Source organism: Dyella koreensis (assembly GCF_044904565.1).
GTDB classification, from domain to species: domain Bacteria; phylum Pseudomonadota; class Gammaproteobacteria; order Xanthomonadales; family Rhodanobacteraceae; genus Dyella_D; species Dyella_D koreensis.
In genome coordinates, this window is sequence record NZ_JADIKD010000004.1 from 152,125 (window position 1) to 176,229 (window position 24,105).

Genomic DNA, 24,105 nt, shown 5'->3' on the forward strand with positions numbered 1-24,105 from the left:
ACACGGAGTCGTTGCACCTATCTCGTACATACGGAAATACAGGCTCGGATATCCGGCTCATTCAACCTCTACATTGGAACAACAGCGAGATGACCAAACGAATTCTGCACATAGCCATCCTGCTGACGGCATCGCTTCTGGCCAATCAATCCATGGCTGCAAGCTTCGATTGCAAGAAGGCAGCTTCGGCCACAGAGAAGATGATCTGCGCAGATGGCAGCTTGTCATCCCTGGACGACAAGCTTCAGAAGGGCTATCAAACTGCGCTAGATGCTGTGAAGCCATCTGTCAAACAGAAGTTGGTCACAGAGCAAAGAAACTGGATCAAGTACGTGCGTGACATCTGCACGGATGTCAGCTGTCTTAGCAAGGCCTACTTGGCACGAATCGACCTTCTCTCGAAGACGGAGGGGTACATCGTTAACGACTCTGAATGCAGTATTCCCGACGGGACCTCATGTCGCAGCGTGCTCTACTATCGCGACCCCGGCTACCGGGTGGCGTCCTTCAATAAATCCTTGGCTTCGAATAAGCGAAGCGCCCGAGTTATTGGTTGTGACAGGCTGATTGATCTTCCTGTTGGCTACGCTAACAGCAACGATAGTTTTGGCGGTTACTGCACGATCTTGGATGGTTCCACTCGCTCGCGAGTGATGATCTGCGACGACGACATGATCGGCCACTTCGCAATGCAGTCGTTCAAAGAGAACGAGGATACCGACCAAAATCTCATCGATTTCACCAACGAACATTGCTTCGGCGGATAGTTTTTGTTTTCAAAGGAATGCTGGCCTACCTTAAAGGAATGAGTTTATGACGAACACAACTATTACAGCTGATCAGCTGCGCACTGTGCTTTTCGCTACAGAAAATAGTAACAACGAGGATGTGCTCACTAAGTTCAGTTGGGCTGGCAATGAAAGCAGTTCCTATTCGTTTGGGATTCTGCAATTCGACGTTGCAAGAGATCATGGCTACGTAAAACAATTCCTTACGTCTCACGGCTTCACATCCGAACAGATTAAAGCCCTCTCTACACAAGGAGGAGGACTAACTCAGGCAGAGCTGGAACCCTTGGATGCGCAGCTCCGCGCCATTCCAAAGGAAGATCTGAACGAGTTCACGAACAAGAACCTTGGTAAGGCTGTTGCGCGTGTTGATGATCTGGTTGGTTCTTTACGGAGCACTAACCCGGCAGTTGCGGATGCCATTGCTTCAAGTGATGAACTGCAGTTGGCAATAGCTGATTACGACAATCAGTTCCATATCGACGGCATCGGAGGCAAGGCTCCATCCAATTCGATGCTCGCCTATCTCGAAGGGCAATCCGTAAAGATGCCAGGCGGCACGTTGCAGTTGGGCGACACGATTAGTCGAAGTGACCTACAGGAGTTCATCAACGCCACCGGATATGCGAAGAACCATGAGCGAGCTGTTGCTGGCCGGGAAGAGCGTTTGAATGGTGCTCTGGCCGACTTGAAGCTTATCGATCCTTCAACGGTTGCGCAGAGTCACACGGCAGGCCATGGCTCGCTGAAGCTGGGCGCTCGTGGCGATGCGGTGGGTGACCTGCAGACCCGGCTCGGAGAGCTCGGCTACACCGATCCCCGCGGAAACCCTCTCGTCGCCGACAAGCATTTTGGTCCGACGACCAAGGCCGCCGTAGAAGCCTTTCAGCGCGATCACGGCCTGACGGCGGATGGCGCCGCGGGCCCGGCAACGCAGAAAGCGATTGAAGAACAAATCCAGGCGCGGGCTCAGGCAAACACGAGCACCCAGACCTGGCAGTGCCCGTTACGGCTGGACGATCCGACACACCCCGACAACGCCTTCTATCTCAGGACGCGCGACCTGGTTCACCAGCTGGATCAACAGAACGGACGCGTGCCAGATCAACGCAGCGATCAGCTCGCTTCGGCGCTGACGGTCCAGGCGCGCACCGATGGCTTGCAGCGGATCGATCAGATCGCGCTGAGCGAGGACGCCAGTGCGCTATGGGGCGCGCAACGTCCACCCGGCGTGCGCGATCACTTCTTTGACCAGTTCTGCAACGTTAATACGGTGCAGGCCCTGAACACCCCGATGGAGCAGAGCGGGGCGCAATGGCCACAGGCGATGCAGCAGTTCCAGCAGCATCACGAGCAGGCACAACAGCAGCAACAGCAGCAACAAGATCAAACCGTGCAGCAGTCCAGCGCGGCCATGCAGATGCGCTAGGCGCCTGAGCCTGCTGGCTCATTCGTTTTCAGGCGCTATCCAGGCCTTCGTGCCTGTTCGCCGCTGCTCGTTGCGCCCGACTATGGATCTCCTGCCTGCGTATGCGGGCTTTCATGGCATGGGTGCGCGAGTTGTTCGATCGCGCCCACGAGCCGGGTCGTATTGAAGAGGCTGCCGGGTATGGCGGCGGTGCGACGGCTCAGCGTCTGAGGGTTTGCCCTCGGTTCTGATTAGCGGGACATCCTCGCTGGGAGGGGGCAATGACATTGTTAAGCACGAACTAATTGCAAATAAAACGGCCTTTATCTAGGATAAGGCATGCTTTTATTTAGGATTAAAGCCTGTCATGGCCAAGCGAGTCCCCCCTACTCATCCGCAGGCGCGACGCCAGATCGCCGCTTTGGGCGAGCGCTTGCGCGCGGCTCGGCTTCGTCGTGACCTGACCCAGGAAATGCTGGCAGAGCGTGTCGGCGTGTCCGCCCCAACCGTGGCCAAGCTGGAGAACGGCGACCCGACCACAAGCCTGGCCATCATGCTGCGCGTGCTGACCGTCTTGGGATTGGGCGCCGATGTCGATGCCATCGCGGCACAGGACTCACTGGGGCGCGAGTTGCAGGACAGCAAACGTGTGCGCGCGCCGCGCCGGACAAAGCTTGCGCCGCGCGCGCCGGCCGCCAAGCCGGACGACAAAGCATGAATACGCTCGATGTATGGATCGATGATGCCACCTTGGGCGGCAGCGCCCGGGTCGGGCGGTTGGATCGAGCTGGCAACCGGGGGCGCCATATCCTGAGCTTTGAATATGCCGATGCATGGCTAAGCAGGAGCGAACCTGTTGCCACCTTCCAGCTCGACCCCGACTTGCCGCTGGGAGCAGGGCGACATTACGCGCATACGGGAACCCAGACGCTCGCGGGTGTGTTCCAGGATGGCTCGCCTGATCGATGGGGGCGGCTGCTTATGGATTGGCGCGAAATCATTGACGCTCACGCTGAAAAGCGTTTGCCGCGAACGCTCAATGACTGGGACTACCTGACCGGTGTCGCCGATGAAGGACGCATGGGGGCCATGCGTCTACGCGACCCGCAGTCAGCGGAGTACGTAAGCCACGCTGCCCTGGATGCACCGCCGGTTACGTCCATGCGAGAGCTGGAGGCCATCGCGGGCATGATCGAGCGTGACGAAGAGGCCGACACGCCAGAACGCATTGCGTGGGTAAAACAGCTCATCGCACCAGGCGCATCATTAGGCGGCGCGCGCCCCAAGGCGAGCATGCGCGAGGAAGACGGCAGCCTATGGATCGCCAAGTTTCCGTCCAACGACGATGAGCACGATGTGGGTCTGTGGGAGTTCATCACCTACAAACTGGCGCTGGAGTCAGGTATCAACATGCCGCCCGCGGCACTGATGAAGCTGTCGGACCGAGGTCATACCTTCGCGGTATCGCGTTTTGATCGCGTGAATGGAAGTCGGCGGGCTTATGCCTCGGCCATGACCCTGCTCGCAACAAACAGTGCCAATTTCCACAGTTACCTAGACCTGGTTGCGTTGATCGAGGAGGTCGGCACGCCAACGTATATAGCCAGGGAACTGGAACAACTGTTTCGTCGGGTGCTGTTCAACATTCTGGTTGGTAATCGCGACGACCATCTGCGTAACCATGGGTTTCTTCGCGACGTGGATGGCTGGCGGCTGTCCCCCGCATTCGACATCAATCCCAATCCGGCCAAGAACGATCACGTTCTGGGTATCAACGAGGCAGATACCACCCCGAACTCCGATTTGCTCATGGCTACGGCGGACTACTACCGACTGAAAAAGTCCAAGGCCGAGATCATCGCAGAAGAGGTCCGCAAGGCTGTCGATGGCTGGCTGATCGTGGCACGGCAGCTCGGCGCCCGCGCTTCGGAGATAGCGAAGATGCGCGGTGTGATGGATTCCGCCCGTTGAGTCAGAACAGTGGCGGCGCGTGACGCCGTTGCCCGATTAGCGACATGAAAGCGCGTTCTTTTATGCGCCTTCAGAATTCTTCATTCGCATTTCAGGCGCTTCATTCGGCCTCCTGCTGAGCTTCTCCGCACCTGACCCCGCGGAGAAGCTCACGTGTCATCCAAGTCCATGCGTTTGTTGGTGGCCGGCCTCTTGGCTGGCTTGTCCTCGCCGTTGGCTGCGGCGGATTACCTTCCGCCGCCATCCCATGACGATGGCTGGGTGGTCGCCGATGCGCGGACAACGCATTGGGATGTCGCCCGCTTCGCCGCGCTGGAAGGCAAGCTGGCCGACAAGACCTATAAAGGCATCACCAGCATCCTGGTGGTGCAGGACGGCAAGCTGGTCTACGAGGGTTACTTCAATGGCGGCAGCGCCGAGCAGTTGAATGACATCCGCTCGGCCAGCAAGAGCGTGACGTCTTGGCTGGTGGGGGCGGCCATCGACCGCGGCCTGATTCCGAGCGTGCAGGCCAAGGTGTACAGCTATTTTCCCGATAAGCAGCCGGTGCAGCACCCGGATGCGCGCAAGCAGGCGATCACGCTGGAAGACCTGCTGACCATGAGTTCGATGTGGGAGTGCGACGACGAGAATCAGTTCTCCTCCGGTAACGAGGAGCGCATGTATGTGAGCGAAGACTGGTTGCAGTTTGCGCTCGACCTGCCCATCAAGGGCTTTGCGCCGTGGATGACCAAGCCGGCGGATAGCCCGCACGGCCGCGCGTTCTCCTACTGCACAGCGGGTGCGTTCACGGCGGGCGCGGTGGTGGAGCGCGCCACGCACAAGCCGCTGTCGGCGTTCGCCGCCGAAGTATTGGAAAAGCCCTTGGGCATTACGCAGTCGCACTGGAACACGTCGCCGCTCGGTATCGGCATGGGCGGTGGCGGCACGCGCTATCGCAGCCGCGATCTCGCCAAGCTGGGTGAGCTGGCGCTGGACGACGGGCGTTGGAAAGGGCGGCAGATCGTATCCGCGGACTGGGTGCATCACATGCTGACGGTGCACGCGCAGGCGCGCGATGATGCGGACTACGGTTACTTGTGGTGGTGCTTCCGCTTTCCCGTCAAAGGTGTCGACCAGCCCGCATGGGCCATGTCGGGTAACGGCGGCAACTACGTGTTTGTGATGCCATCACAGCGCCTGGTCGCGGTTGTGACCAGTACGGCTTACAACCAGCGCTACGCGCATCCGCAGACGCAGGAAATTTTCCGCGACTACATTCTTAAGGCGCTGCCGGGCCAATAAGGCTTACGGGGTGCCGCGCAAATCGGCGGGTCGCCAATCGGCCGCCAGTACCTGAGCGCGTTGCTCGGCCATGCGATGGCTGATCGTATCGATCGCCGTCGCATAGGTCGGGTCATCGGCCAGTGGACGCAGCAGTGGCGAGATTTGCAGGTAAGCGCGATCGCTATAGCCGACCTGCACCGCGGCGCTGACGGTCGCGAGAGCATCGGCGCGCTTGCCTTGTGCCAATTGCAGGATGGCCAGTTCCAGCCGGTCTGAGGGATAGCCCATGCCGGCAGCGAGCTGGTCTTTCATGGTCGCGATACGCGCATCGAGCCATGCGCGCGAAAGCGGCTGCTCGCCATAAAGCGTGGCCAGTGTGGATGGCAGGCTCATCTGCGGCCGCAGCGCGACGGCCTTGGCGAACGCGGCGTGGGCGCCGGCACGGTCGCCGCGCACCAGCGCCAGTTCGCCGGCCAGGATATAGAGAGCCACATGCGGGGTATTGCGGGTCAGCGCCTGATCGAGCGCGGCCTGGGCCTCGGCAAAACGACCTTGCAGAAACAGATGCTGCGGCCAGGCAAGGTTCGAGAACACATTGTCGGGTGTGAGCTGAAAGCCACGGCGAAAGCGCTGCTCGGCCGCATCGGTAAAACCCAGCAGATCTAGTTCGCGCGCGATCTGCACATCGCGAAAGCGCACGCGCGATGCATCGCCACGCATGTCCAGGTTGGCATGCAACGCGTCGACTAGGCGCCCCTGTTCCTGATCGAGATACGCCGCCGAAGCGCGACTGCCATCATCCGCGGGATCAAGCGCCACCGCTTGTTCATAGGCCTTGAGCGCAGCCTGCATCTCGCCGCGGCAATCGTATGCATAGGCCAATGCGGACCAGGCGGGCGCGCTACGCGGGGAGCTCTTCAACACGGTGTCGGCAAGCTGCTGCGCCGAACGTGTCCACTCGTAGGGAAAGTTGTAGAGGCAGACGCGCGCGCTGTAGGCGCGACTCAGGCCGACTTTGGCGGCCTCATTCGCAGGAGCCACGGCGAGAACCTGCTGATACAGATCGATGGCGCGTTCGTTGTTGTCGCGCTGGCCAATGCCGGCGTAGTAGCTCGCGCGCTGCAGGAGTTCCTGCGTAGCGGTCGGTACGGCGGGAACGGCGCGGGAACGGCGCTGATGCCACCACCACCAGCCTGCAGCCATCAATACGAGGACGAGCGCGGCTACCGTAACGATCCAGACACCCCGGTGTCGATCCGGCGCCACCGGCTCAGCGGGGATCAACGCCTCTGCAACCTGCGGCGGCTCGCACAACTGATAACCGCGCCCGCGCACCGAGCGGATGTAGCGCGGCTGCCGGCCATCGTCGCCCAATGATTGGCGCAACAGCTTCACGCGCTGGGTGACGGTTTCCTCGTTCACCACCGCAGGCGACCAGATCTCGGTGATCAGCGTGTCGAAATCGACCACGTCGCTGCCATGGCGCAGCAGGCAGGCCAGCAGCTGGAAACTCAACCCCTGCACGTCCAGTGGGGCATCGTCGCGACTCACCCGCTGGCGGGTGAGGTCGATGTGTAGATCGAGCAGTCGATAGTGTTGCGGCGTGTCCATGCGTGAAGTCGCCGGCGGAAGCTCGGCGACTATGTCACGGATTGGCGGCCTTTGCTCAGGCGCCGGCCGGCATCAACAGCAACAGGGCGATACCCAGCACGATGCGGTAGATCGCGAACGGGGTGAAGCGATGGCTGCGGATATAGCCGAGCAGCCACTTCACCGCGATAAAGGCGACGATGGCCGAGACGATGAAACCGACGATCAGCGCGGTCCAGTCCTCATGCGCCACGCCGTCGTTCTTGACCACCTTCAGCAGCTCGTAGCCGGTCGCCGCATACATGGTGGGAATGCCCACCAGGAAGGCGAATTCGGTGGCCGCCGCACGGTTGCTGGTACCAGCGAGCATGGCGGTGAAGATGGTGGCCGCCGAGCGCGAGGTGCCAGGGAACACACCGGCCACGATCTGCGCGATACCGACCAGAATCGCCACCCGCCACGTCACGGTCGTGCGATCTACCTGCCGCGCGGCAAGTCGCTCAGCACCGATCATCCAGATACCGCCGATGACCAGCGCCCATGCAATCGGCGTCACCGCTTCCGGCAGCTTGAAGCCCATGTGCGTCACGATGAAACCCAGCACGGCCGTGATCATGAAGGCCACGAACAGCTTCGCCAGATAGTCGCGATTGGCCGGGTCGCGCCATTGCGTGAACAACTGCCAGATGCGCTTCCAGTAGATAAAGGTCACCGCGAGGATCGCACCGGCCTGGATGCCTACGTTGAACAGATCCGAGCGCGCACCGAGTCCGAACTTCTCGGCGATCAGCAGGTGGCCCGTGCTGGAGATGGGCAGGAACTCGGTAATGCCTTCGATGATGCCAAGCAGGATGACGTTGATCAGATCGCTCACGAGGTAGCTGACTCCGGTGCGTGGAGGAAGCGACCGGACGGCCGCCGCGAAAGCGCCATAGCTTAAAGGCAGCGTGTGCACAAAAGATGGCTGTTTGCTGATGCGTGGGATGAGGCTCGAGGCGTGGCCGGCCGTTCTTGCCCCATCTTCGGAGTGCGCCGGGGTGCCAGGAGGTTCGCAAATTTCTGCGGGCGCTCTTCGCACCCGAAAAGCGGGCCGTTCACTTTGGCTGCGGCAGAATCGCTCGATCCATAGCGGAGGAGACATGATGGTGAGCTATGCCATCCTTTGTCGAAGCCGGGCGCTCTATGGCGAGTGGGGGGGGCGTCGTATGTTGCTCAGGACAGCCGGATCCATGCCGATGACCGCAAGGTGATCGCATGAGGGCATCCCAGGGCGTGGGGGCATGGCTGTTCACACTGCTTGCGTCGCTGTTCCTCGCGACGCTGTTTGCCGAGGCTCTGTTCAATCAAGCCCTGTCGCCTCCAGACCTGGCGGCCTGGGCGTTTCCTTTCGTGGGGACACTGCTGGGCGCCTTTCTCGCGTTCAAGTACCTGGGCATGGCCGAGGCCGTCAAACGGGAAGAGCTGAGGGCGGGCGCCATTAACCGGGCCATCCTGGTGCTGGTTTCCCAGATCAACTATCTGTCGACGGTGAAAACCGAGTTGTTCAAAGACAACGGCACGTCGGAGCAGATGTCCAATTTGCGTGCCCTTCCCAATCCGCCGAGCAGCCATATCCGTCAGCGGGTTGAGGAGCTGGTTTTCCTGGTGGAGCTTGGTGAATCCGGCTTGGTGATGGAGCTGGAGCGGGAGCAGCGCCGCTACGACGACTGCCTCCTGCACCTCAACATACGCAACGATCTGCTGTTCGACGTGATCCACCCGATGGTGGCCAGGGCGGGCATCATGGGCAAGCCGATCACGATGGAGCAATTCAGAAGCGTGCTGGGCGAAATGAACTATGGGCGTTGGGAAGTGGCCACCCGTAACGTCTGCGAGGCCGTTCCTTCGAGTCTCGAGTCGATACCGACGTTGATCGAGAAGCTGTGCGATACGGGGAAGAAACTGTTTCCTCGCCGCAAATTCATCGGTACTACCGACCTTCCCCGGGAATGAATGGCGCAAAAGCGCTGGCGCCCGCGACGCGATTCCGCCCATGGCGCTTGGCGGTGTAGAGCGCCTGATCGGCGGCAATCACCATGTCGCGCCAGTGGGCCTGGCCGGGCGTCGCTACGCAATAGCCGATGCTGACCGTGCAGCTCAGTGTTTCGCCCGACGGCAATGCGACGGCCTGGTCTTCGACAGCGAGGCGCAGCCGTTCCGCCAGGGCGCTTACGGTCGACGCTTCGCCATGCTTGATCAACACCATGAACTCCTCACCGCCGATCCGCGCAAGCAGATCCTCGCTGCGGAGATGACGACCCAGGGTTCCAGCGATGGCGACAAGCACCTGGTCGCCCACGTCGTGTCCCCACCGGTCGTTGATCGCTTTGAAATGATCGGCGTCGATCATCAACACAGCCATCGTCGCGTTATGGCGATCCGTTTCCGTCGCCCTGCGTTCGCCTTGCTCCCAGATCACGCGCCGATTGGCGACACCCGTCAGGGGATCCTGGTGCGCGGAGCGGATCAGCTCGTCGTCGAGCTGGCGGGTCAGCATCCACAGGAAGCTGGGCGTCACCACCCAGGTCAGGATCAGGCGCGACAACAGGCCGAATGTGGAGGTTGGCTCCTGGCTGATGTCGGCCATGGGATGGAGCAGCCACCAGGCCACCCGGTTGAGCAGCATCAGCGCCCAGAGAAAATGGAACGAGGCAGCGAGGCGTGCGGCCATGCGCCGCGAGTCATTCACGCCACTCCACAGGGCGACGCCGGTCGCCACGGTGATGATTCCTCTGAGGCAGCCGCCCAGTACCACCATGATCCGGTAGTTCTCGCCTGCAACCAGGACGCAGGTGATTTCTGCAACCGCCAGCGCGGCTACCGGAAACAACACCCATAGCTTGTTTTTCGGGCGCCCCAGGTAGGTGTGCACCGCGAGGAAAGCCAGCACCGCACCGCTATCGATCAGCAGGTTGCCGACGAGGCCCAGCCGCGCGAAATCGATATGGAAGGCGGGGAGGATGAGCACCCCGAAACCCGCGGCAAACGCGGCATAGCTGATACCCCACAGCAGCACGCCGTGGAAGCGGTGCACTTTTCGCTGCGTCACATGCAGGGCCAGGAAGATTGCCGAAGAAAGGGCCGCCAATAGGGCGTTGACGATCAGCAGCGTGCCGGCATGGGCCAGCCTTCCCATCCATTCCACGATGGCCCCCGAGCCACATCGGCAAAACGATCGCCGGCTGCCCAGTATAAGGCGCCGCGTACGCGGCGACGTCCGAGCCATTTCCTGCGCTTCGTCACCCTACGTCGTCATACCTCCCCGTGATAATTCGACGGGGTGTCATCCCCACACCCCATCATTGTCGAATCCAAACAATCACAAGGAGCTATGTGATGAAACGCATGCTGTATCTGGCCGCGCTGGCTATCCTGAGCGCTGCTCTCTTCGGCACGCCGGCACAGGCTGACGCCGTTCAAGGCATCACCGCCAACGCCACGATCGGTGAATTCGCCACCCCATCCCCCTCCAGTTCTCCGCAGGGCGTCGACGTCGCCAGTGATGGCAGCGTGTGGTACGCCGAAACCAGCGCGGGGAAAATCGCTGTGCTGCATCCGGATCGCACCTCGTCCGAATTCCCCGTGCCGAACGGCGGCCAGCCCTTCATCCTCAAGGCGGCTGAGGACGGCATCTGGTTTACCGACAGCGCGACGCACGCCATCGGGCATCTGGATCCGGGTACCGGGAAGATCGAGGAGTTTGCGATTCCCTCCGGCGCGTCGCCGTTCTTCATCCAGATCGCTGCGGATGGCAGCAAATGGTTTACCGAGACCGCGGGCGTGGGTCGCTTGTCGCCGCGTGGCGTGGTTACCGAGTGGGCGCTGACGCTGGAGCATCCCGACGACAACATGGAGCAGTTGAGTCTGGATCCCTGGGGCAACGTCTGGTTCGTCGAACGCAATTTCGATGGCGCCGGTGCAGCGGGTACGAACAAGGTTCGCCGCCTCAATCCCTCGACGAACGTGATCAGCACCTACCTGGTGCCAACGCTGGGCGGCACGCCTTCCGGCGTGGTGGCCAATGCCAATGGCACGGTGTGGGTGTCGGAGTACTACGCCAATGCCCTGGCGTTACTCAATCCTTTCGCCGCGCCTCACAGTGATGACGTGGTCGTGCCCAACAAACGCCAGGCAAGCAGCCAGGTGGCATCGGTGTCGCGCATCGCGGCCGGACGCACGTCGAGCGCCAAAACGCAGGTCGCGCCGGGCTCCCGTACGGTCCAGCCGTCGGTGACGCAGGGGTGGATCGAATACCCCATCCCCACGGCCAACGCCGAAGCGGAAGACATGCGCGTGGATCGCCAGGGACGCGTCTGGTTCGAGGAAGACGTGGGCTTGCTCGGCCGCCTCGATCCCTATGCGGCCCGATTCACCGAGTACGCGTTGCCTTCGGCCAATAGCGGTTACTACAACATCGCGCTGGACAAGCGGACGGGCCTGCTCTGGTTTACGGAGGCGGGCGTCTTCGCGCCCGTGACGACCAGGATCGGGTATCTGGATACGCGGTACTGAAATTGAGCTGGACGCCAGGCGCTCGATGCCGGTCCGGCATCGAGCGCCTGGTCACATGTCCGGGTGTCGGCTGAGCGGCTAGGATGCCGGGTGCGGGGAGATACGCGGGGCGTGGTTATCAAGATGCATCAAATTGGTGCTATATCCCGACAGGATTTTCCCGATATTTGTGCAAATCGGATGGCCTGATTTAGGGCTGGCCGATGTAAGGCATTGAACTACATTGTATTGAACCCTTGGCACAAAGTTTGCCAAAGGGGTTGTGCTTTCCCATATCTCTACCCATCGAGGTTCGTCATGTCCGCCCAGAAAGTGCTCGACCTGATCCAGGAACACGACGTCGAGTTCGTCGACTTCCGTTTTGCTGACATGCTCGGCAAGCACCATCACGTCACGTTCCCGGCGCATGCCATCGACGAGTCGACCTTCGAGGACGGCAAGATGTTCGATGGTTCGTCGATCGCCGGTTGGAAGGGCATCAACGAGTCGGACATGATCCTGCTGCCTGACCCGAACACCGCCTACCTCGATCCGTTCAGCGCGCACACCCAGCTGGTGCTGCATTGCGACGTGCTGGAGCCGAGCACCATGCAGGCCTACGGCCGCGACCCGCGCTCCATCGCCAAGCGCGGTGAGGCGTACCTCAAGTCCACCGGCATCGCCGACACGGCCTTTTTCGGTCCGGAGCCGGAGTTCTTCATTTTCGATTCCGTGCGCTGGCAGAACGACATGGGCCGCGTGTTCTACGAAATCGGTTCCGAAGAAGCCGCGTGGTCGTCGCGCTACAAGTACGAAGACAACAACACCGGCCACCGTCCGGGCGTGAAGGGCGGCTACTTCCCGGTCAGCCCGGTCGACTCGCTGGGCGACCTGCGCGCCGACATGTGCAAGGTGCTGGAGTCGCTTGGCCAGGTGGTGGAAGTGCATCACCATGAAGTGGCCAATGCCGGCCAGTGCGAGATCGGCGTGAAGTTCAACACGCTGGTGCAGAAGGCCGACGAACTGATGACGATGAAGTACGTCATCAAGAACGTCGCCCACCAGAACGGCAAGACCGTGACCTTCATGCCCAAGCCCATCGTGGGCGACAACGGCAGCGGCATGCACGTGCATCAGTCGCTGGCGAAGGACGGCAACAACCTGTTCGCTGGCGACCTGTACGGCGGCCTGAGCCAGACCGCGCTGTGGTACATCGGCGGCATCTTCAAGCACGCCAAGGCCATCAACGCGTTCGCCAACTCCACCACCAACAGCTACAAGCGCCTGGTGCCGGGCTTCGAAGCGCCGGTGATGCTGGCCTATTCGGCGCGCAACCGCTCGGCGAGCTGCCGCATTCCGTACGTGTCCAGCCCGAAGGGCCGTCGCATCGAAGTGCGCTTCCCCGATCCGATGAACTCCGGCTACCTGGTGTTCACCGCGCTGATGATGGCCGGCCTCGACGGCATCATTAACAAGATCGACCCGGGTGCGCCGGCCGACAAGGATCTGTACGACCTGCCGCCGGAAGAAGAGAAGAACATCCCGCAGGTCTGCGCCAGCCTCGACGAAGCGCTGGTCGCGCTCGACAAGGACCGCGACTTCCTCAAGGCCGGCGGCGTGTTCACCGACGACTTCATCGACGCGTACATCGCGCTGAAGATGCAGGAAGTCACCCGCTACCGCGCCAGCACGCATCCGCTGGAATTCCAGATGTACTACGCGCTCTGATCGTCTAGAGACGTGGGAGGACAAGACGGGCGCCTAGGGCGCCCGTTTTGTTTTGATGCCAGCGGTGGTCAACGGTCATCAGTTCAATGCAAGATGCCGTCTTTACGCCAGGGATGACACCTCATGTTCGGACTGTTCAAGAAGCGCGGAAAGAAATCCACCGAAAGCGCCGCGGAGAAGCCGTCGCCATCGGCGGTTGAGATGATCAAGGTGGTCGACAGTTACGGCCGCGAGCTGCAGATCACGCGTACCGAATGGCGCGACAAGGTGCTGCAGCCGAATCTGGCGCAGTACTGGAACGACCCGGACCGGCTGTATCAGATGATCATCGATGCGCTGAACGACGACATGGCCGCCGACGTTGCGGCGGCGAGCGAGCGCTTGCTCGCCACCGATCCGTTGGTGGAGCGTTCGCACGTCATACGCGCCATCGTGCTGATGAAACTGGAGGATGCCGCCGGTGCCGATGCCACCTTGCGGGCTGCGATCGCATCCATCGGCGAAACCGGTACCCTGCTGACCAATCAGGCCAAGGCGCTGTATCAGCTCGGCGACGAGGCGGGCTCGTTGCGGACCCTGGAGCGCAGCCTGCTACTCGATCCGAACCAGGACAATGGCCTGGAGTGGTGGTGCGCGATCCTGCGCGAGCGTGACGGTGAGTCACGTGTCGAAGCCGAACTGGCACGTCTGGCGCAGCTGCCTGGAAGCTGGCGACCGCAGCTTCTGCTGGGACAAGCGCTGCTGCAGCGTGACGACCATGAGCAGGCCGTCGAGCATTTTCGCCATGTCCTCTCGGTTCAGCCGGAGGGCCAGGACGCTCTCATGGTTATCGGCGCCTCGCTGGGCCAGAAGGGATTTCTGGCGGAAGCGATCGACCTTGTTGCGCCGATATTCGATCCGCAGCGGCACGACCCGCGCGCTGGCTTCAATCTGCTGCAGGTGTATCTGCAGTCGGGCGAAGCGGCTCCCGGCCTTGCCTTGCTGGAGCGCTTCTACGCGTTGAAACAACCTTCCTTGCAGTCAACGCTTCAACATTTTTCGCAGGCCTTCGATCAGCTGGTGAAACAGCCTCCGCACCAGGAGGCCGCCATGCCAAAGATCGTGATGCGGCAGCTGGATCTGCCGCCCTGGCTGGCGGCCATGCATGACATGGCATGGGCTGCGCCTTCGATGGAGGGACGTGAAACCAAGGTGCTGCTGATGGCACTTTCGGCGCACGGCGAGTCGACCAACGGCCAGGTGCGCAGTGGACGTGAAGATGACCGCGGGCGTTTCGCGCGCGCGCTACCTTTATATCTGCACGAACAGCTGATCTTCCGCAGCGAACTGCAATCGGTAGCTCTCATTCCGACCACAGACGAAAACAGCCTGGTTCTGTTCGGTCAGCCGTGGAGCGAGGACGAACTGCGGCATTTCGTCGAAGGCTACGAGTATGTGGTGGAAGGCGACATCGGCGAGCGTGAGGACGGCTTCGTCGTGACATGGCGAGTGCGCTCCGCGGGCGATCTGAACGTGCTTCTGCGATTGGAGCGCAGTGTGACCACTCGTGAGCTTGGTCCAGCGGTATCGGAGATGGCCGAGGAGATGCTTCACGTGCTTCAGCGCGCCAGCGGCAGCACATCGCCTGGCAAGACGACGTACTACGCACCGCCGCGTACCTTCTGTACTGAATATCTGAGTGCGCTGGCGCAAACGCTGGTACTGACGCTGCTCGAAAGTCCCGGGCAGCGGGAGCGCCTGTTCGGGGAGCGCCTGTTCGGGGAGCGCAACATCTATACATGGATGCAAAATCTCGCGCTCTCCATGCCAGACAACGAGGCTGCACAGTTCATGTACTTCACGGCATTGGCGAAAGGGCGCCGCTACGCCTCGCCCATCGTTGACGAGTTCGAGCGTCCCGCCGCGGAACGTCTACGCAGCCTGGTCGATGCGCAAAGCTATGCCGCGCGCGTTGCGCCGCTGGTGACGGCGACCTTTCCCGCCAGTGGAGCTATCCGCGACGCAGCCACAAGCGTTCGGGTTGGGGAAGACGCGAAGTACGCGGCCTGGGTCGAAAGGGTGCAGTCGTCGTTCTAATTCGCCGAGGCTCAGACGCGGCGTTGTACAACGTCACATCTTTGTCCAATGCCTTGGCCACGCGAGGGCGCTGCAGAAGGTACTACTGATATGCGGTGACGCCCGCACCTGCTGAAGGTGATGGTGGCTGGCGCGCAATTGATCTGCGCGAAGTCGTCGCACTAATGAGTGTGCTGTCACTTGGCATCGTGAAAAATGATGCCAAGCGTATGACGCTGGCCGCGGCGCAACTGGCTGACGCCGTGGCGCAGCTGGGTGCGATAGAAGCCGCGCGCTGAGCGTGCCGGCCGGCTGTTCACAGCGAAGACCACGACCTGACCCTGGTGCAATGGGACGACTTCCGCCCGACCCGGCTTTTTGGGGTCGCTTTCGGTAAGCAGCAACTCGCCACCTTCGAAATCGCGGCCCGGTTCGTCGAGAAGAAACACCGCCTGCAAAGGGAAAACGTGGTCGCCGTACAGATCCTGATGTAGGCAGCAGTAGTCGTGCTCTTGGTAGCGCAGTAGCAAAGGCGTTGGGCGCGTCTGTCCATCGCGATGGCAGATGGCCATGAATTCGGTATGCGTTGCGGGGAAGCGTTCATCGATGCGAATGGCGGCATGCCAGCGATTGGCGATGGGTGCCAGATGCGGATACAAAGCCGTGCGCAGACGAGCGACGGGATTGGGCAACGGATAGCGGAAGTATTTGTATTCGCCACGCCCGAACGCGTAGCGCTGCATCACGATACGGCTGCGGAAGCGCCCCTCCTCGGGGAAGTACGCCGCGATCCCGGCGCTCTGCGCCGGGGACAACAGGACAGGCAGCACGGCGTAACCATCGCGGGTCAGCGTCTCTTCGGTGCGTTGCCAATCGATGGCAGCGATACGTTGTTCGATCGTGCCGGCGAGTGATTCCGGCTCGGAGTGCGTATCCGCTTCCGGCAAAAGCTGAGCCTGCTGAGTCATGTTCGATGCTTCTTCCTGGGTGACTTGATCGGCTGATTGCCTTTCCAAATGGCATAGGTCTCGGGCAGGCAAACCGCACAAGGCCGGTAACCGGCGGCTTGCGCGGTTTCCTCGTCGGGAAAGAACACGCGGTGTGCCACATATCCCCCTCGCGCGAGCGCCCGCAGAGCGGCGCGGCAGTCGAGGCGTCCGTAGAGCTTGCTGCCGCGATGTCCGCCAAGCGTTCCGGGTACGTCGCTCCGATAGGGCTCGCCATGGCGGCCGATCAGGGTCCAGGTTTTCGTGCCGGCCATGGGTGTGCGCTCACGGTGCGTCGTGGAACCAGAGTTCCAGGCCAAGCCGTTCGCCGCTGCGCACGCGACTGATGGCGTGCTTCAGGCTCACGCGGTAATAGCCTTTGCTGCCTTTGCAGGGGCGCTGGGCGGTGGTGATGATCGCGGCGTCGCCGAGCTTCAACGGCAACACCATCGGGCGCGATTGCATGCGCGGCCGCTGCTCGGTCATCACGAATTCGCCGCCGCTGAAATCCTCGCCAGGCGTCGACAGCAGCACGACGAGCTGCAGCGGAAAGATGTGCTCACCTTCCGTCTGCTGATGCAGCGCCTGATAGTCGTGCTCGCGCAGTCGGCTCAGGTTGGATCGCTGCCGCCGTTGACCCATCTGGTGATTGAGCGCAAGAAACGCATCAAGCGCATCGGGGTAGCGATAGCCAATCCCCAGCGTCTCGTTCCATCGATTGGCGACGGGAGCAAGGTGGCGATAGAGCGCTTCCCGCCATGCCGCCAATGATTCGGGCAGTGGTTGCGAAAGATAGAAGAGTTCGCCACTGCCAAGATCGCTCGATGCCAGGGTTTCGTGATGCCCGGCTTTTGCAGCACCAGCCCATGATGCGAACGCACGGGCCTCGGCTGCATCAAGAAGGCCAGGAAGCATGGCATAGCCTTCCTGGTCCAGCTGGGTACCGACGTCGGCCCAGTCGAGCCGATCGATCAAGGAAGCCTTGCTCATGCGATCAGGCCTTGGCTTCGCGCTGCAGCAGTTCGCGCTTGCGCTCAACCCCCCAGCGGTAGCCGGAGATATCGCCGTCGCGGCGCACTACGCGATGACAGGGAATCGCCACGGCAATATGGTTGGCGCCGCAGGCCTGCGCCACCGCGCGCACCGCCTTGGGGGCGCCGATACGTTCGGCGATCTGCGCGTAGCTCACGGTGGTGCCCGGCGGGATCTCGCGCAGGGCCTGCCATACGCGTTCCTGGAAGGCCGTGCCGCGCACATCCAATGGCAGGTTCAAGCCCAGCGAAGGCGCTTCGATAAAGCCGACCACTTGCGCCACCAGTTGCTCGAAGCTGGCGTCGCCACCAATCAGCTGCGCCTTGGGAAACTGGTCCTGCAGATCGCGCACCAGCGTATCGGGATCGTCGCCCAGCAGGATCGCGCAAATGCCGCGCTGGCTCTGCGCAACCAGGATCGCACCTAGCGAACACTGACCCACCGCAAAGCGGATCGACGCGCCAATACCGCCATCGCGATAGTCGCGGGCGCGCATACCCAGCAGCTGATCGGAGGTCTCGTAGAAGCGGCTGTTGGAGTTGAAGCCCGCGCCATAGATCGCATCGGTCACCGAGGTAGTGCCGTCGCCCAGCTCCTCACGCAGCCGGCGCGCACGATACGCGGAGGCGTACGCCTTGGGCGTCAGGCCGGTCTCCGCCTTGAACACGCGATGGAAGTGGAACGTGCTCATGCCTGCCTGCGCGGCGAGCTCGTCGAGGCTCGGCGGTGTTTCGGCGGCCTCGATCAGCCGGCAAGCCTGCGCCACCAGTGCGGCGCGTTGCGTTGCCATGCTGGTGTGGTCGCCGCCAGCGCGGCGGCTGGCGCGATAGCCGGCGGCTTCAGCAGCTTCGGCGGTGGCGAAGAACACCACGTTCTCGCGCCGGGGCAGGCGGGCAGAGGAGCTGGGCCGGCAATACACACCCGTGGTGCGTACTGCGTAGACAAAGTGTCCATCGGCAGCCGCGTCGCGGGCCTGTACGGCGGCCCAGCGTTGCGCATCGGTCGAGTAACGGGAAGGAGTCTTGGTCGAAGCGTTCATGGCAAATATCGTGGCATCTCTGATCGTGTGATCAGCATAGGCGGCAGTTCCATCGCAAGAACTCTGTTTCTTGCGCCGGAATCCGTAGCGTCAATGTGCCGGTGCGCGCCATAGATACCAAGCGGCCACCGTGCGGTAAGGGCGCCAGGCCTGTCCGAGTTCGCGCAACTGCTTCGGCGTGGGTGCCTGCGCCAGGTTCTTGAAGCGTCGATAGCCTTCGCGCACGCCATAGTCATCCACCGGCAGGATGTCGGAGCGCTCCAGTGTGTAGATCAGGAACATCTCGACGGTCCAGCGGCCCACACCGCGCAGCGAAACCAAGCGCTCGATCAGCGCCTCGTCATCCAGTTGCTGAGCATCGATCCGCGCCGGCACCACACCATCCATCGTGGCCTGGGCGATACCGCGGATGGTGGCGAGCTTGGTGGCCGAGAAGCCACAAGCGCGTTGCTGTTCCGGATCGGTTGCCAGCAATTGCTTTGGCGTGGGGAAAGTCACGCGGGGATACAGCGCAAGCAAACGGCCAAGGATGGCGTCGCCTGCTTTGGCGTGCAGCTGCTGATAGGCGATGGCGCGTACCAATGCTTCGTAAGGCTCGCGCGCGGGCTTGGCTTCGAAGCGGCAAGGGCCGACGATCTTGATCAGTCGGGCCCAGTCGTCATCCTGCCGTGCCAGGAACCGCGCGGCGCGTCGATAGGCTTCGGGTGAAAGGTCGGCGGCAATCGCGGGTGTCGGCAAGTTCAGAACCCTGGCAGCGAAGCAGTTTGTGAAGTGGCCGGCCGTGCTTGTATCGCCTTCTCGTGCTCAAGCAGCCACCGTTTGCGATGCAGGCCCCAAGCGTACCCCTTGAGGTCGCCGTTGCTCGCGATCACGCGGTGACACGGTACGACGATGGCGATCGGATTGGCACCGTTGGCCGCGCCGATATCGATCGCCGCGCGCGGATCGGTAAAGCCCAGCTCTCGCGCCAGCTGGCCGTAGCTGACGGTGGCGCCGGCCGGGATGCGGCGCAGAGCCGCCCACACCCGTTGTTGCAGATCGGTGCCCGCGGTGGCGGTGGGCAAATCGTCGAGCGCTTCAAACTCGCCGGCAAAGTAGCGCGTCAGGGCATCGGCGATGGCGATCGGAGCCGGCGCGTCAGCCAGTTCGTAGCTGCCGTAGTGCTCGCGCAGGCCACGATGCAGATGGGCCGAATGATCGGCGAAGTCCAGGGCGCGAATCCGCCGCTGTTCATCGGTGACCAGCAGCATCGGGCCGAGCGGAGCATCCAGATGGCTCAAACAAAGTTTCATGGCAGCATTCCTCAGCGTAATCGGGTCACGCCAGTCTCGTTCAGGAGAAACACCTCGCCGCTATGGAAATGCAGCTCGGTATGGCCGTAATCGTCGATTCGCCAATAGGCGAAACCGGCATCCACGGACGCCTGAAAGTGAGCCGCGATCTCCCGACGTGCGGTCTGCTTGTCATCCTCGGCACGAGCTAGAGCAGGTGGCCAGGTCATCGACACGGAGAGCGATCTCGGCGGCATGGGTAATGAGGCCAAGGTAGTGCGTGCTGCCGTCGCAAAAACTCCGGGTCTTGCTATCGAATCCGCCGATGCGTCAGCGCGAGTCGTGAAAGATCAGCCCCACCGTGTGGCGATGACCGCTGCGGATGCGGCTGACGCCATGGCGCATGGCGACTTTGCGCATGCCGCCACGCTTGCCAGTGGTTGGCCGCTGGTTCACGGTGAATACCACCGCATCACCCTGGCGCAGCGAGACCACATCGGCGCGCTGACCCGCAGAAGCGTGTTCAGTCATCACAAACTCACCACCGCTGAAGTCCTTGTCAGGCTCGGAGAGAAGGATCGCCACCTGCAACGGGAAGACGTGATCGCCGTACAGATCCTGATGCAGGCAGTTGTAGTCGCCCTCACCATACTCGAGCATCAACGGTGTAGGTCGTGTCTGCCCGGCCTGATGGCACCGGCTCAGGAAGGCATCCAAGTCGTCCGGATACTGCACATCGATACCCAGTTGCCGGTTCCAGCGATTGGCGATAGGTGCCAGCCGCGGATACAGCGTATAGCGCAGTTCGTCGAGCAGAGGTGGCAGCGGATAGGCGAAGTATTTGTACTCGCCGCGCCCGAAGCCGTGGCGGGCCATCACGATGCGCGCGCGGTAGATCTCATCACACGGGTATAGCGCGGCCAGTTGTGCGCATTGTGTGGCGCTGAGCAGGCCTGGCAATACAGCACTCCCGTTGGAGTCGAGCGACTGTTCGACGTCGCCCCAATCCTGCATGGCGACAAGCTGATCCGTCGGTGTGCCTGCCCTCACGCGCGTTCCTTGGCGGAGATGGGATGTCGAACTGGTATGCATCGTCTTTCATCGAACCATTCGGGGGAGTGCGCGATGACGATAGCTCACGCCGTGGTCTCTGGAACTCCGGAAAAGAGAGGTGCAATTTTTCGGCGGAACACGATGGCGGGGTTGTTTGCGTGAAGCTGAGTCGCTTTGCGGTGTTTCAGGCTTCCACCAGACTGCCGTCTTCGGTATCGGCGATGACGCGATTGCGTCCGGTACGCTTGGCGCGATAGAGCGCAGCATCCGCTTCCCTGCACAACCGCTGCAACCCGTAACCGGATGTATCGGTAGAGGCCAGGCCGACGCTGGCGGAAAACGATATGACACCCCTGTCTGCATCGACCGGCGTCGCTTGAATAGCCATCCGGATGCGATCGGCAATGGCCTTGCCCTGGTCGCGGGAGCAATCTAGCAGCAGGATGCCGAATTCCTCGCCACCCAGGCGGCCGAACAGATCGGTGGGGCGCAGATGCTGCTCGCAGATAGCGACAGTGCGCTTGAGCACCGCGTCGCCCACGGCGTGCCCATGCGTGTCATTGACCTGCTTGAAGTAGTCCAGGTCGATGAAGATCAGGCAGGCAGCGCCGTGTTTCTTCTCCAGCACGCGCAGGGCGCGGTCGGCCTCGCTGATGAAGTGCTGATGGTTGAAGATGCCGGTAAGACCGTCCTGACTGGACAGCTTCTTGAAGCGGAGCTGCGAGCGCTTGATGCGGAGCAGCCAGAAGACGATGGATGCCAGGACTAGTAGCAGCAGGATGATGTAGAGCCGGCTGGTCTCCACGGCCTTGGTGCCCAGTGCCTGCTTCAACCGAAGAATACTGTTCTGCTTGCTCAGACTGTCCGTCTCAAGCTTCTGCACAAGGGTATGCTGCTGGGTCATCTCGTAGGCTAGCGTACGAGCGCTGACGTCATTGAGATAACCCTTGTCCTGGATCACATATTGTTCGTAGTACGCGAGCGCGGCGGCGTCGTTCCCATGTTTCTTTTCGATCTGGTACAGCACCTCGTAGACCACTCTCAGCCACTCGCTTATGTCGCCCGGTCGGCCCAAGGCTATGGCGTCGAGTGCGGCCTTCTTCGCCTCATTGTCGTTGCCTAGTTTTGCGTAGGCCTGCGCTTGTTCCGCCTGTGAAGACAGTAGATGAAAGTGGTACCGGCTGGTGCGAATGCTGGGGGCGATGCGGTCAAGTAGTGCCAAGGCCTTATCTGGCTGACTTTCGTCCAGGTAAAGGCTGCTTAGCACCAGCCACATGCTGTTGGTGGCGATGGGCTGTCCGGCCACTACGCAAGTATCAATAGCCTGTTGGATTATCGGGCTGGATGATGTCAGTCGTTTGCTGTTGTAAAGCGCGGCGACCTGTAGGTTCAGAGGAAGGCATGACGTCTCACCGGGAGGGATGGCGTCCTCCATCATGCGTGCGTACTTGATAGCGAGATCGGTTTGTCCGGCAAAATCCAGCATCTGCGACAGGTACATCAGGGTCGCGTAGCGAACGTGAGGATCGCTGATCTTTGGTAATGCGGTCGTCAGGCGATTGGCCAGAGCAAAGGCTTCGTCATAACGCTGATTGGTGCCAAGGTTATACAAGAGCAGTGCAGACGCCTTGCCCGCCAGCGTTACGTCGCCGGAGTGATCAATCACTTCGCGGAGCTGAAGTTCAGACTGGCTGTAGTCGCCTCTGAACATGGTTTCCCATGCGTCGAGATATCGCAGATACCATTGCTCGCGCTGAGTCAGGCGCGGCGTTTCTCGATGAATCTGCTCCAGCATTTGCACGAACTGAGGATGATCTTTCGTGCGAAGACTCTCGGTCTGCTCAAGGAATGCCGTCGGGTTCGTAACGGCCGTGACGGCATGGGCCGGCTGCACGAGCGCACTCCAGGCCATGCCAATTAATGCAGGCCATGACCAGAAGTGGCGCGTCAGCCGGCGCACGTGAGCTCTATTTATCGATCAGGGAAAGATTGGCCGCTATCGGGAGCCGGCTGACTGGGTTGCTCAGTCTCGCCATCCTCCTCGGGTTCGTCTTCTTCACGACATGGACCCTGCGTGCCTTGAGGTGGCTCCATGGGCATGTGTCCAAGCTCGTTGAATAGCCATTTGTTGTCACCGGTCGCTACCGCGGCCGTGAGGCCGTCGGACGCCTGTGCCTGCTCAAGTGCCTTGGTCAGTTCTTCAGCCGATGCATGACGCAGCGAGGCGTCACGGCCGATAGCTTCCAGCAATTCAATCGTGTCTGCCATGTGTTTCCCCTGTTTCCTGTCATTGCAGCTTGACGGGCCTATCCCATCGGTAGCATGCGGTTCTTGAATCGATAAAGCGTGGTGTTTTTCTTCATCGACACTTCCTGGCGGCAGAGCGTTCGGCGGGACTGTCCTTCAAAGATGCGATGTTGCTGGGGCGATTAAGGATAAACCCCATGTCAGCCCTCGCCTTACACCAAAGCACCTGCCTTGCTCAGCTCATCTAGTGCCGCCAAACGCTCTTGCATAGCGTGATTTGGTATCAAGGATTCAGCCGGTGGCAACACCACCGACTCCTCGGAGGTGAGTGGGACATGAGGTAGATCACGCAAGGCAACGCGACGAATGCGCGGCTTCTCGATCGGCAACGTTGCTCCGCGATAGATGATCACTTCATGGTCGAGCGAATAATCCTGACTAAGCTGATCCACCAGCACCTGGCGATATGCTGACCCGGTCTGGAAGCGTGTCATCGAAAGATCACCGACCAGGCCAACCTGCCACAGCACCAGATAACCGGTGGGATCGATACGTCGTTTGTACAAAAGCAGCTGCGTAGCCTCGAAGTGCTGACAGCCGTAGCGGCCCGGATCGATCCCCAGATCGGCATAGAGGCAATCTTCAGCGGAAATGCCTGGCTCCATGTGCGCGGCGAAACCCTCCGCCCGCGCGACCTCGATAACCTTGTGCGGTGACCACGCAAAAATACCCGGGTGCCCATAAAACACCCCGCAGACACGCTTGCCGGCGCGCACTTCCGTCATCATCAAGTTGACCCACTGCTTATAGGTCTTAAGCCGCGACTTGCCTTCCTGGTAGTAGGGCTGAAGGCTGCGCACATCGTGGTGCATGCGTTGCAGCCACATCTCCACCACGCCATCGGATAGCCCAGCAAAGATCACATCCGCCTGCTCGATATGGCTACGCGCCAGCGGGGTGAGATGGGAGCCCAAAGTCATGCCCATGCCGACGCAGGCAATGCTGCCGCGGCGCGCGTCGTTCGATAGCGGAAGAGGAAATGTCGTCATCGCGTGATAGTAGGGCAATTTTCTGAAGCCAGAACATGGCCGGAGGAACTAGTAGCTGCACCCTCTAAACCCTCTATTGCACCAACGGGATG

23 protein-coding genes are annotated in these 24,105 nt (G+C 61.3%); 9 read left to right on the top strand and 14 right to left on the bottom strand.

The genetic code is table 11. The features are described 5' to 3' along the window. The first annotated feature begins 89 nt into the window (after positions 1–89). The 5 genes from ISS97_RS00725 to ISS97_RS00745 all read left to right on the top strand — a co-directional run bounded on the left by ISS97_RS00725 (position 90) and on the right by ISS97_RS00745 (position 5,451). Entirely contained in the window at positions 90–767 is a 678-nt protein-coding gene (locus tag ISS97_RS00725; protein ID WP_379987286.1) for a lysozyme inhibitor LprI family protein, read from the top strand. A gap of 46 nt (positions 768–813) precedes the next feature. Further along, positions 814–2,217, top strand: a complete 1,404-nt coding sequence (locus ISS97_RS00730) for an XVIPCD domain-containing protein (RefSeq protein WP_379987285.1) — start codon at positions 814–816, stop codon at positions 2,215–2,217. Between the two features lie 346 nt (positions 2,218–2,563). After that, a complete protein-coding gene (locus tag ISS97_RS00735; protein ID WP_379987284.1) occupies positions 2,564–2,914 on the top strand; it encodes a helix-turn-helix transcriptional regulator in 351 nt (116 codons plus the stop codon). Continuing rightward, positions 2,911–4,167 carry a type II toxin-antitoxin system HipA family toxin gene (locus ISS97_RS00740; RefSeq protein WP_379987283.1) on the top strand — a complete coding sequence of 419 codons (1,257 nt, stop codon included), beginning with the start codon at positions 2,911–2,913 and terminating at the stop codon, positions 4,165–4,167. Before ISS97_RS00735 ends, ISS97_RS00740 begins: the two co-directional genes overlap by 4 nt. A 153-nt stretch (positions 4,168–4,320) precedes the next feature. Next, entirely contained in the window at positions 4,321–5,451 is a 1,131-nt protein-coding gene (locus ISS97_RS00745) for a serine hydrolase domain-containing protein (protein WP_379987282.1), read from the top strand. Positions 5,452–5,454: 3 nt separating this feature from the next. On the opposite strand, the gene ISS97_RS00750 is transcribed toward ISS97_RS00745, so the two are convergent. Both ISS97_RS00750 and ISS97_RS00755 read right to left on the bottom strand, forming a co-directional pair. Beyond that, the gene (locus tag ISS97_RS00750; protein WP_379987281.1) at positions 5,455–7,044 is read right to left on the bottom strand and encodes a winged helix-turn-helix domain-containing protein; all 1,590 of its coding nucleotides are present in this window, start codon (positions 7,042–7,044) and stop codon (positions 5,455–5,457) included. A gap of 55 nt (positions 7,045–7,099) precedes the next feature. Continuing rightward, positions 7,100–7,897, bottom strand: a complete 798-nt coding sequence (locus ISS97_RS00755; protein ID WP_379987280.1) for an undecaprenyl-diphosphate phosphatase — start codon at positions 7,895–7,897, stop codon at positions 7,100–7,102. Positions 7,898–8,277: 380 nt separating this feature from the next. Between ISS97_RS00755 and ISS97_RS00760 the strand changes: the two genes are divergently transcribed. Continuing rightward, a complete protein-coding gene (locus ISS97_RS00760) occupies positions 8,278–9,015 on the top strand; it encodes a hypothetical protein (RefSeq protein WP_379987279.1) in 738 nt (245 codons plus the stop codon). On the opposite strand, the gene ISS97_RS00765 is transcribed toward ISS97_RS00760, so the two are convergent. Continuing rightward, positions 8,993–10,198 (bottom strand): GGDEF domain-containing protein, encoded by a 1,206-nt coding sequence (locus tag ISS97_RS00765; RefSeq protein WP_379987417.1) that lies wholly within the window; start codon positions 10,196–10,198, stop codon positions 8,993–8,995. The genes ISS97_RS00760 and ISS97_RS00765 overlap by 23 nt on opposite strands. 200 nt (positions 10,199–10,398) lie before the next feature. On the opposite strand from ISS97_RS00765, the gene ISS97_RS00770 reads away from it, so the two are divergent. From ISS97_RS00770 to ISS97_RS00780, 3 genes are all read left to right on the top strand, one after another. Next, positions 10,399–11,574, top strand: a complete 1,176-nt coding sequence (locus ISS97_RS00770; RefSeq protein WP_379987278.1) for a Vgb family protein — start codon at positions 10,399–10,401, stop codon at positions 11,572–11,574. Between the two features lie 297 nt (positions 11,575–11,871). Then, entirely contained in the window at positions 11,872–13,281 is a 1,410-nt protein-coding gene (gene glnA, locus ISS97_RS00775) for a type I glutamate--ammonia ligase (protein WP_379987277.1), read from the top strand. Between the two features lie 123 nt (positions 13,282–13,404). Then, the gene (locus tag ISS97_RS00780; protein ID WP_379987276.1) at positions 13,405–15,357 is read left to right on the top strand and encodes a tetratricopeptide repeat protein; all 1,953 of its coding nucleotides are present in this window, start codon (positions 13,405–13,407) and stop codon (positions 15,355–15,357) included. Between the two features lie 176 nt (positions 15,358–15,533). Here the strand turns inward: ISS97_RS00780 and ISS97_RS00785 are convergent, their stop codons facing one another. From ISS97_RS00785 to ISS97_RS00835, 11 genes are all read right to left on the bottom strand, one after another. After that, a complete protein-coding gene (locus ISS97_RS00785) occupies positions 15,534–16,304 on the bottom strand; it encodes a 2OG-Fe(II) oxygenase (protein ID WP_379987275.1) in 771 nt (256 codons plus the stop codon). Further along, positions 16,301–16,597 carry an Ada metal-binding domain-containing protein gene (locus ISS97_RS00790; protein ID WP_379987274.1) on the bottom strand — a complete coding sequence of 99 codons (297 nt, stop codon included), beginning with the start codon at positions 16,595–16,597 and terminating at the stop codon, positions 16,301–16,303. Before ISS97_RS00790 ends, ISS97_RS00785 begins: the two co-directional genes overlap by 4 nt. Before the next feature lie 10 nt (positions 16,598–16,607). Then, a complete protein-coding gene (locus ISS97_RS00795; RefSeq protein WP_379987273.1) occupies positions 16,608–17,312 on the bottom strand; it encodes a 2OG-Fe(II) oxygenase in 705 nt (234 codons plus the stop codon). A gap of 4 nt (positions 17,313–17,316) precedes the next feature. Next, the gene (ada, locus tag ISS97_RS00800; RefSeq protein ID WP_379987272.1) at positions 17,317–18,393 is read right to left on the bottom strand and encodes a bifunctional DNA-binding transcriptional regulator/O6-methylguanine-DNA methyltransferase Ada; all 1,077 of its coding nucleotides are present in this window, start codon (positions 18,391–18,393) and stop codon (positions 17,317–17,319) included. A gap of 90 nt (positions 18,394–18,483) precedes the next feature. Beyond that, a complete protein-coding gene (locus ISS97_RS00805; protein ID WP_379987271.1) occupies positions 18,484–19,131 on the bottom strand; it encodes a DNA-3-methyladenine glycosylase family protein in 648 nt (215 codons plus the stop codon). Positions 19,132–19,133: 2 nt separating this feature from the next. Continuing rightward, a complete protein-coding gene (locus tag ISS97_RS00810) occupies positions 19,134–19,685 on the bottom strand; it encodes a methylated-DNA--[protein]-cysteine S-methyltransferase (RefSeq protein ID WP_379987270.1) in 552 nt (183 codons plus the stop codon). Positions 19,686–19,696: 11 nt separating this feature from the next. Beyond that, on the bottom strand, positions 19,697–19,900 hold the full coding sequence (locus ISS97_RS00815; RefSeq protein WP_379987269.1) for a hypothetical protein: 204 nt from the start codon (positions 19,898–19,900) through the stop codon (positions 19,697–19,699). Positions 19,901–19,994: 94 nt separating this feature from the next. Next, the gene (locus tag ISS97_RS00820) at positions 19,995–20,714 is read right to left on the bottom strand and encodes a 2OG-Fe(II) oxygenase (RefSeq protein WP_379987268.1); all 720 of its coding nucleotides are present in this window, start codon (positions 20,712–20,714) and stop codon (positions 19,995–19,997) included. Positions 20,715–20,901: 187 nt separating this feature from the next. Beyond that, positions 20,902–22,677, bottom strand: a complete 1,776-nt coding sequence (locus ISS97_RS00825; RefSeq protein ID WP_379987267.1) for a tetratricopeptide repeat-containing diguanylate cyclase — start codon at positions 22,675–22,677, stop codon at positions 20,902–20,904. A gap of 11 nt (positions 22,678–22,688) precedes the next feature. Next, positions 22,689–22,985: a hypothetical protein gene (locus tag ISS97_RS00830; protein WP_379987266.1), complete on the bottom strand. Its 297-nt coding sequence runs from the start codon at positions 22,983–22,985 to the stop codon at positions 22,689–22,691. Positions 22,986–23,176: 191 nt separating this feature from the next. After that, positions 23,177–24,013, bottom strand: a complete 837-nt coding sequence (locus ISS97_RS00835; RefSeq protein ID WP_379987265.1) for an SAM-dependent methyltransferase — start codon at positions 24,011–24,013, stop codon at positions 23,177–23,179. Between the last annotated feature and the right edge of the window lie 92 nt (positions 24,014–24,105).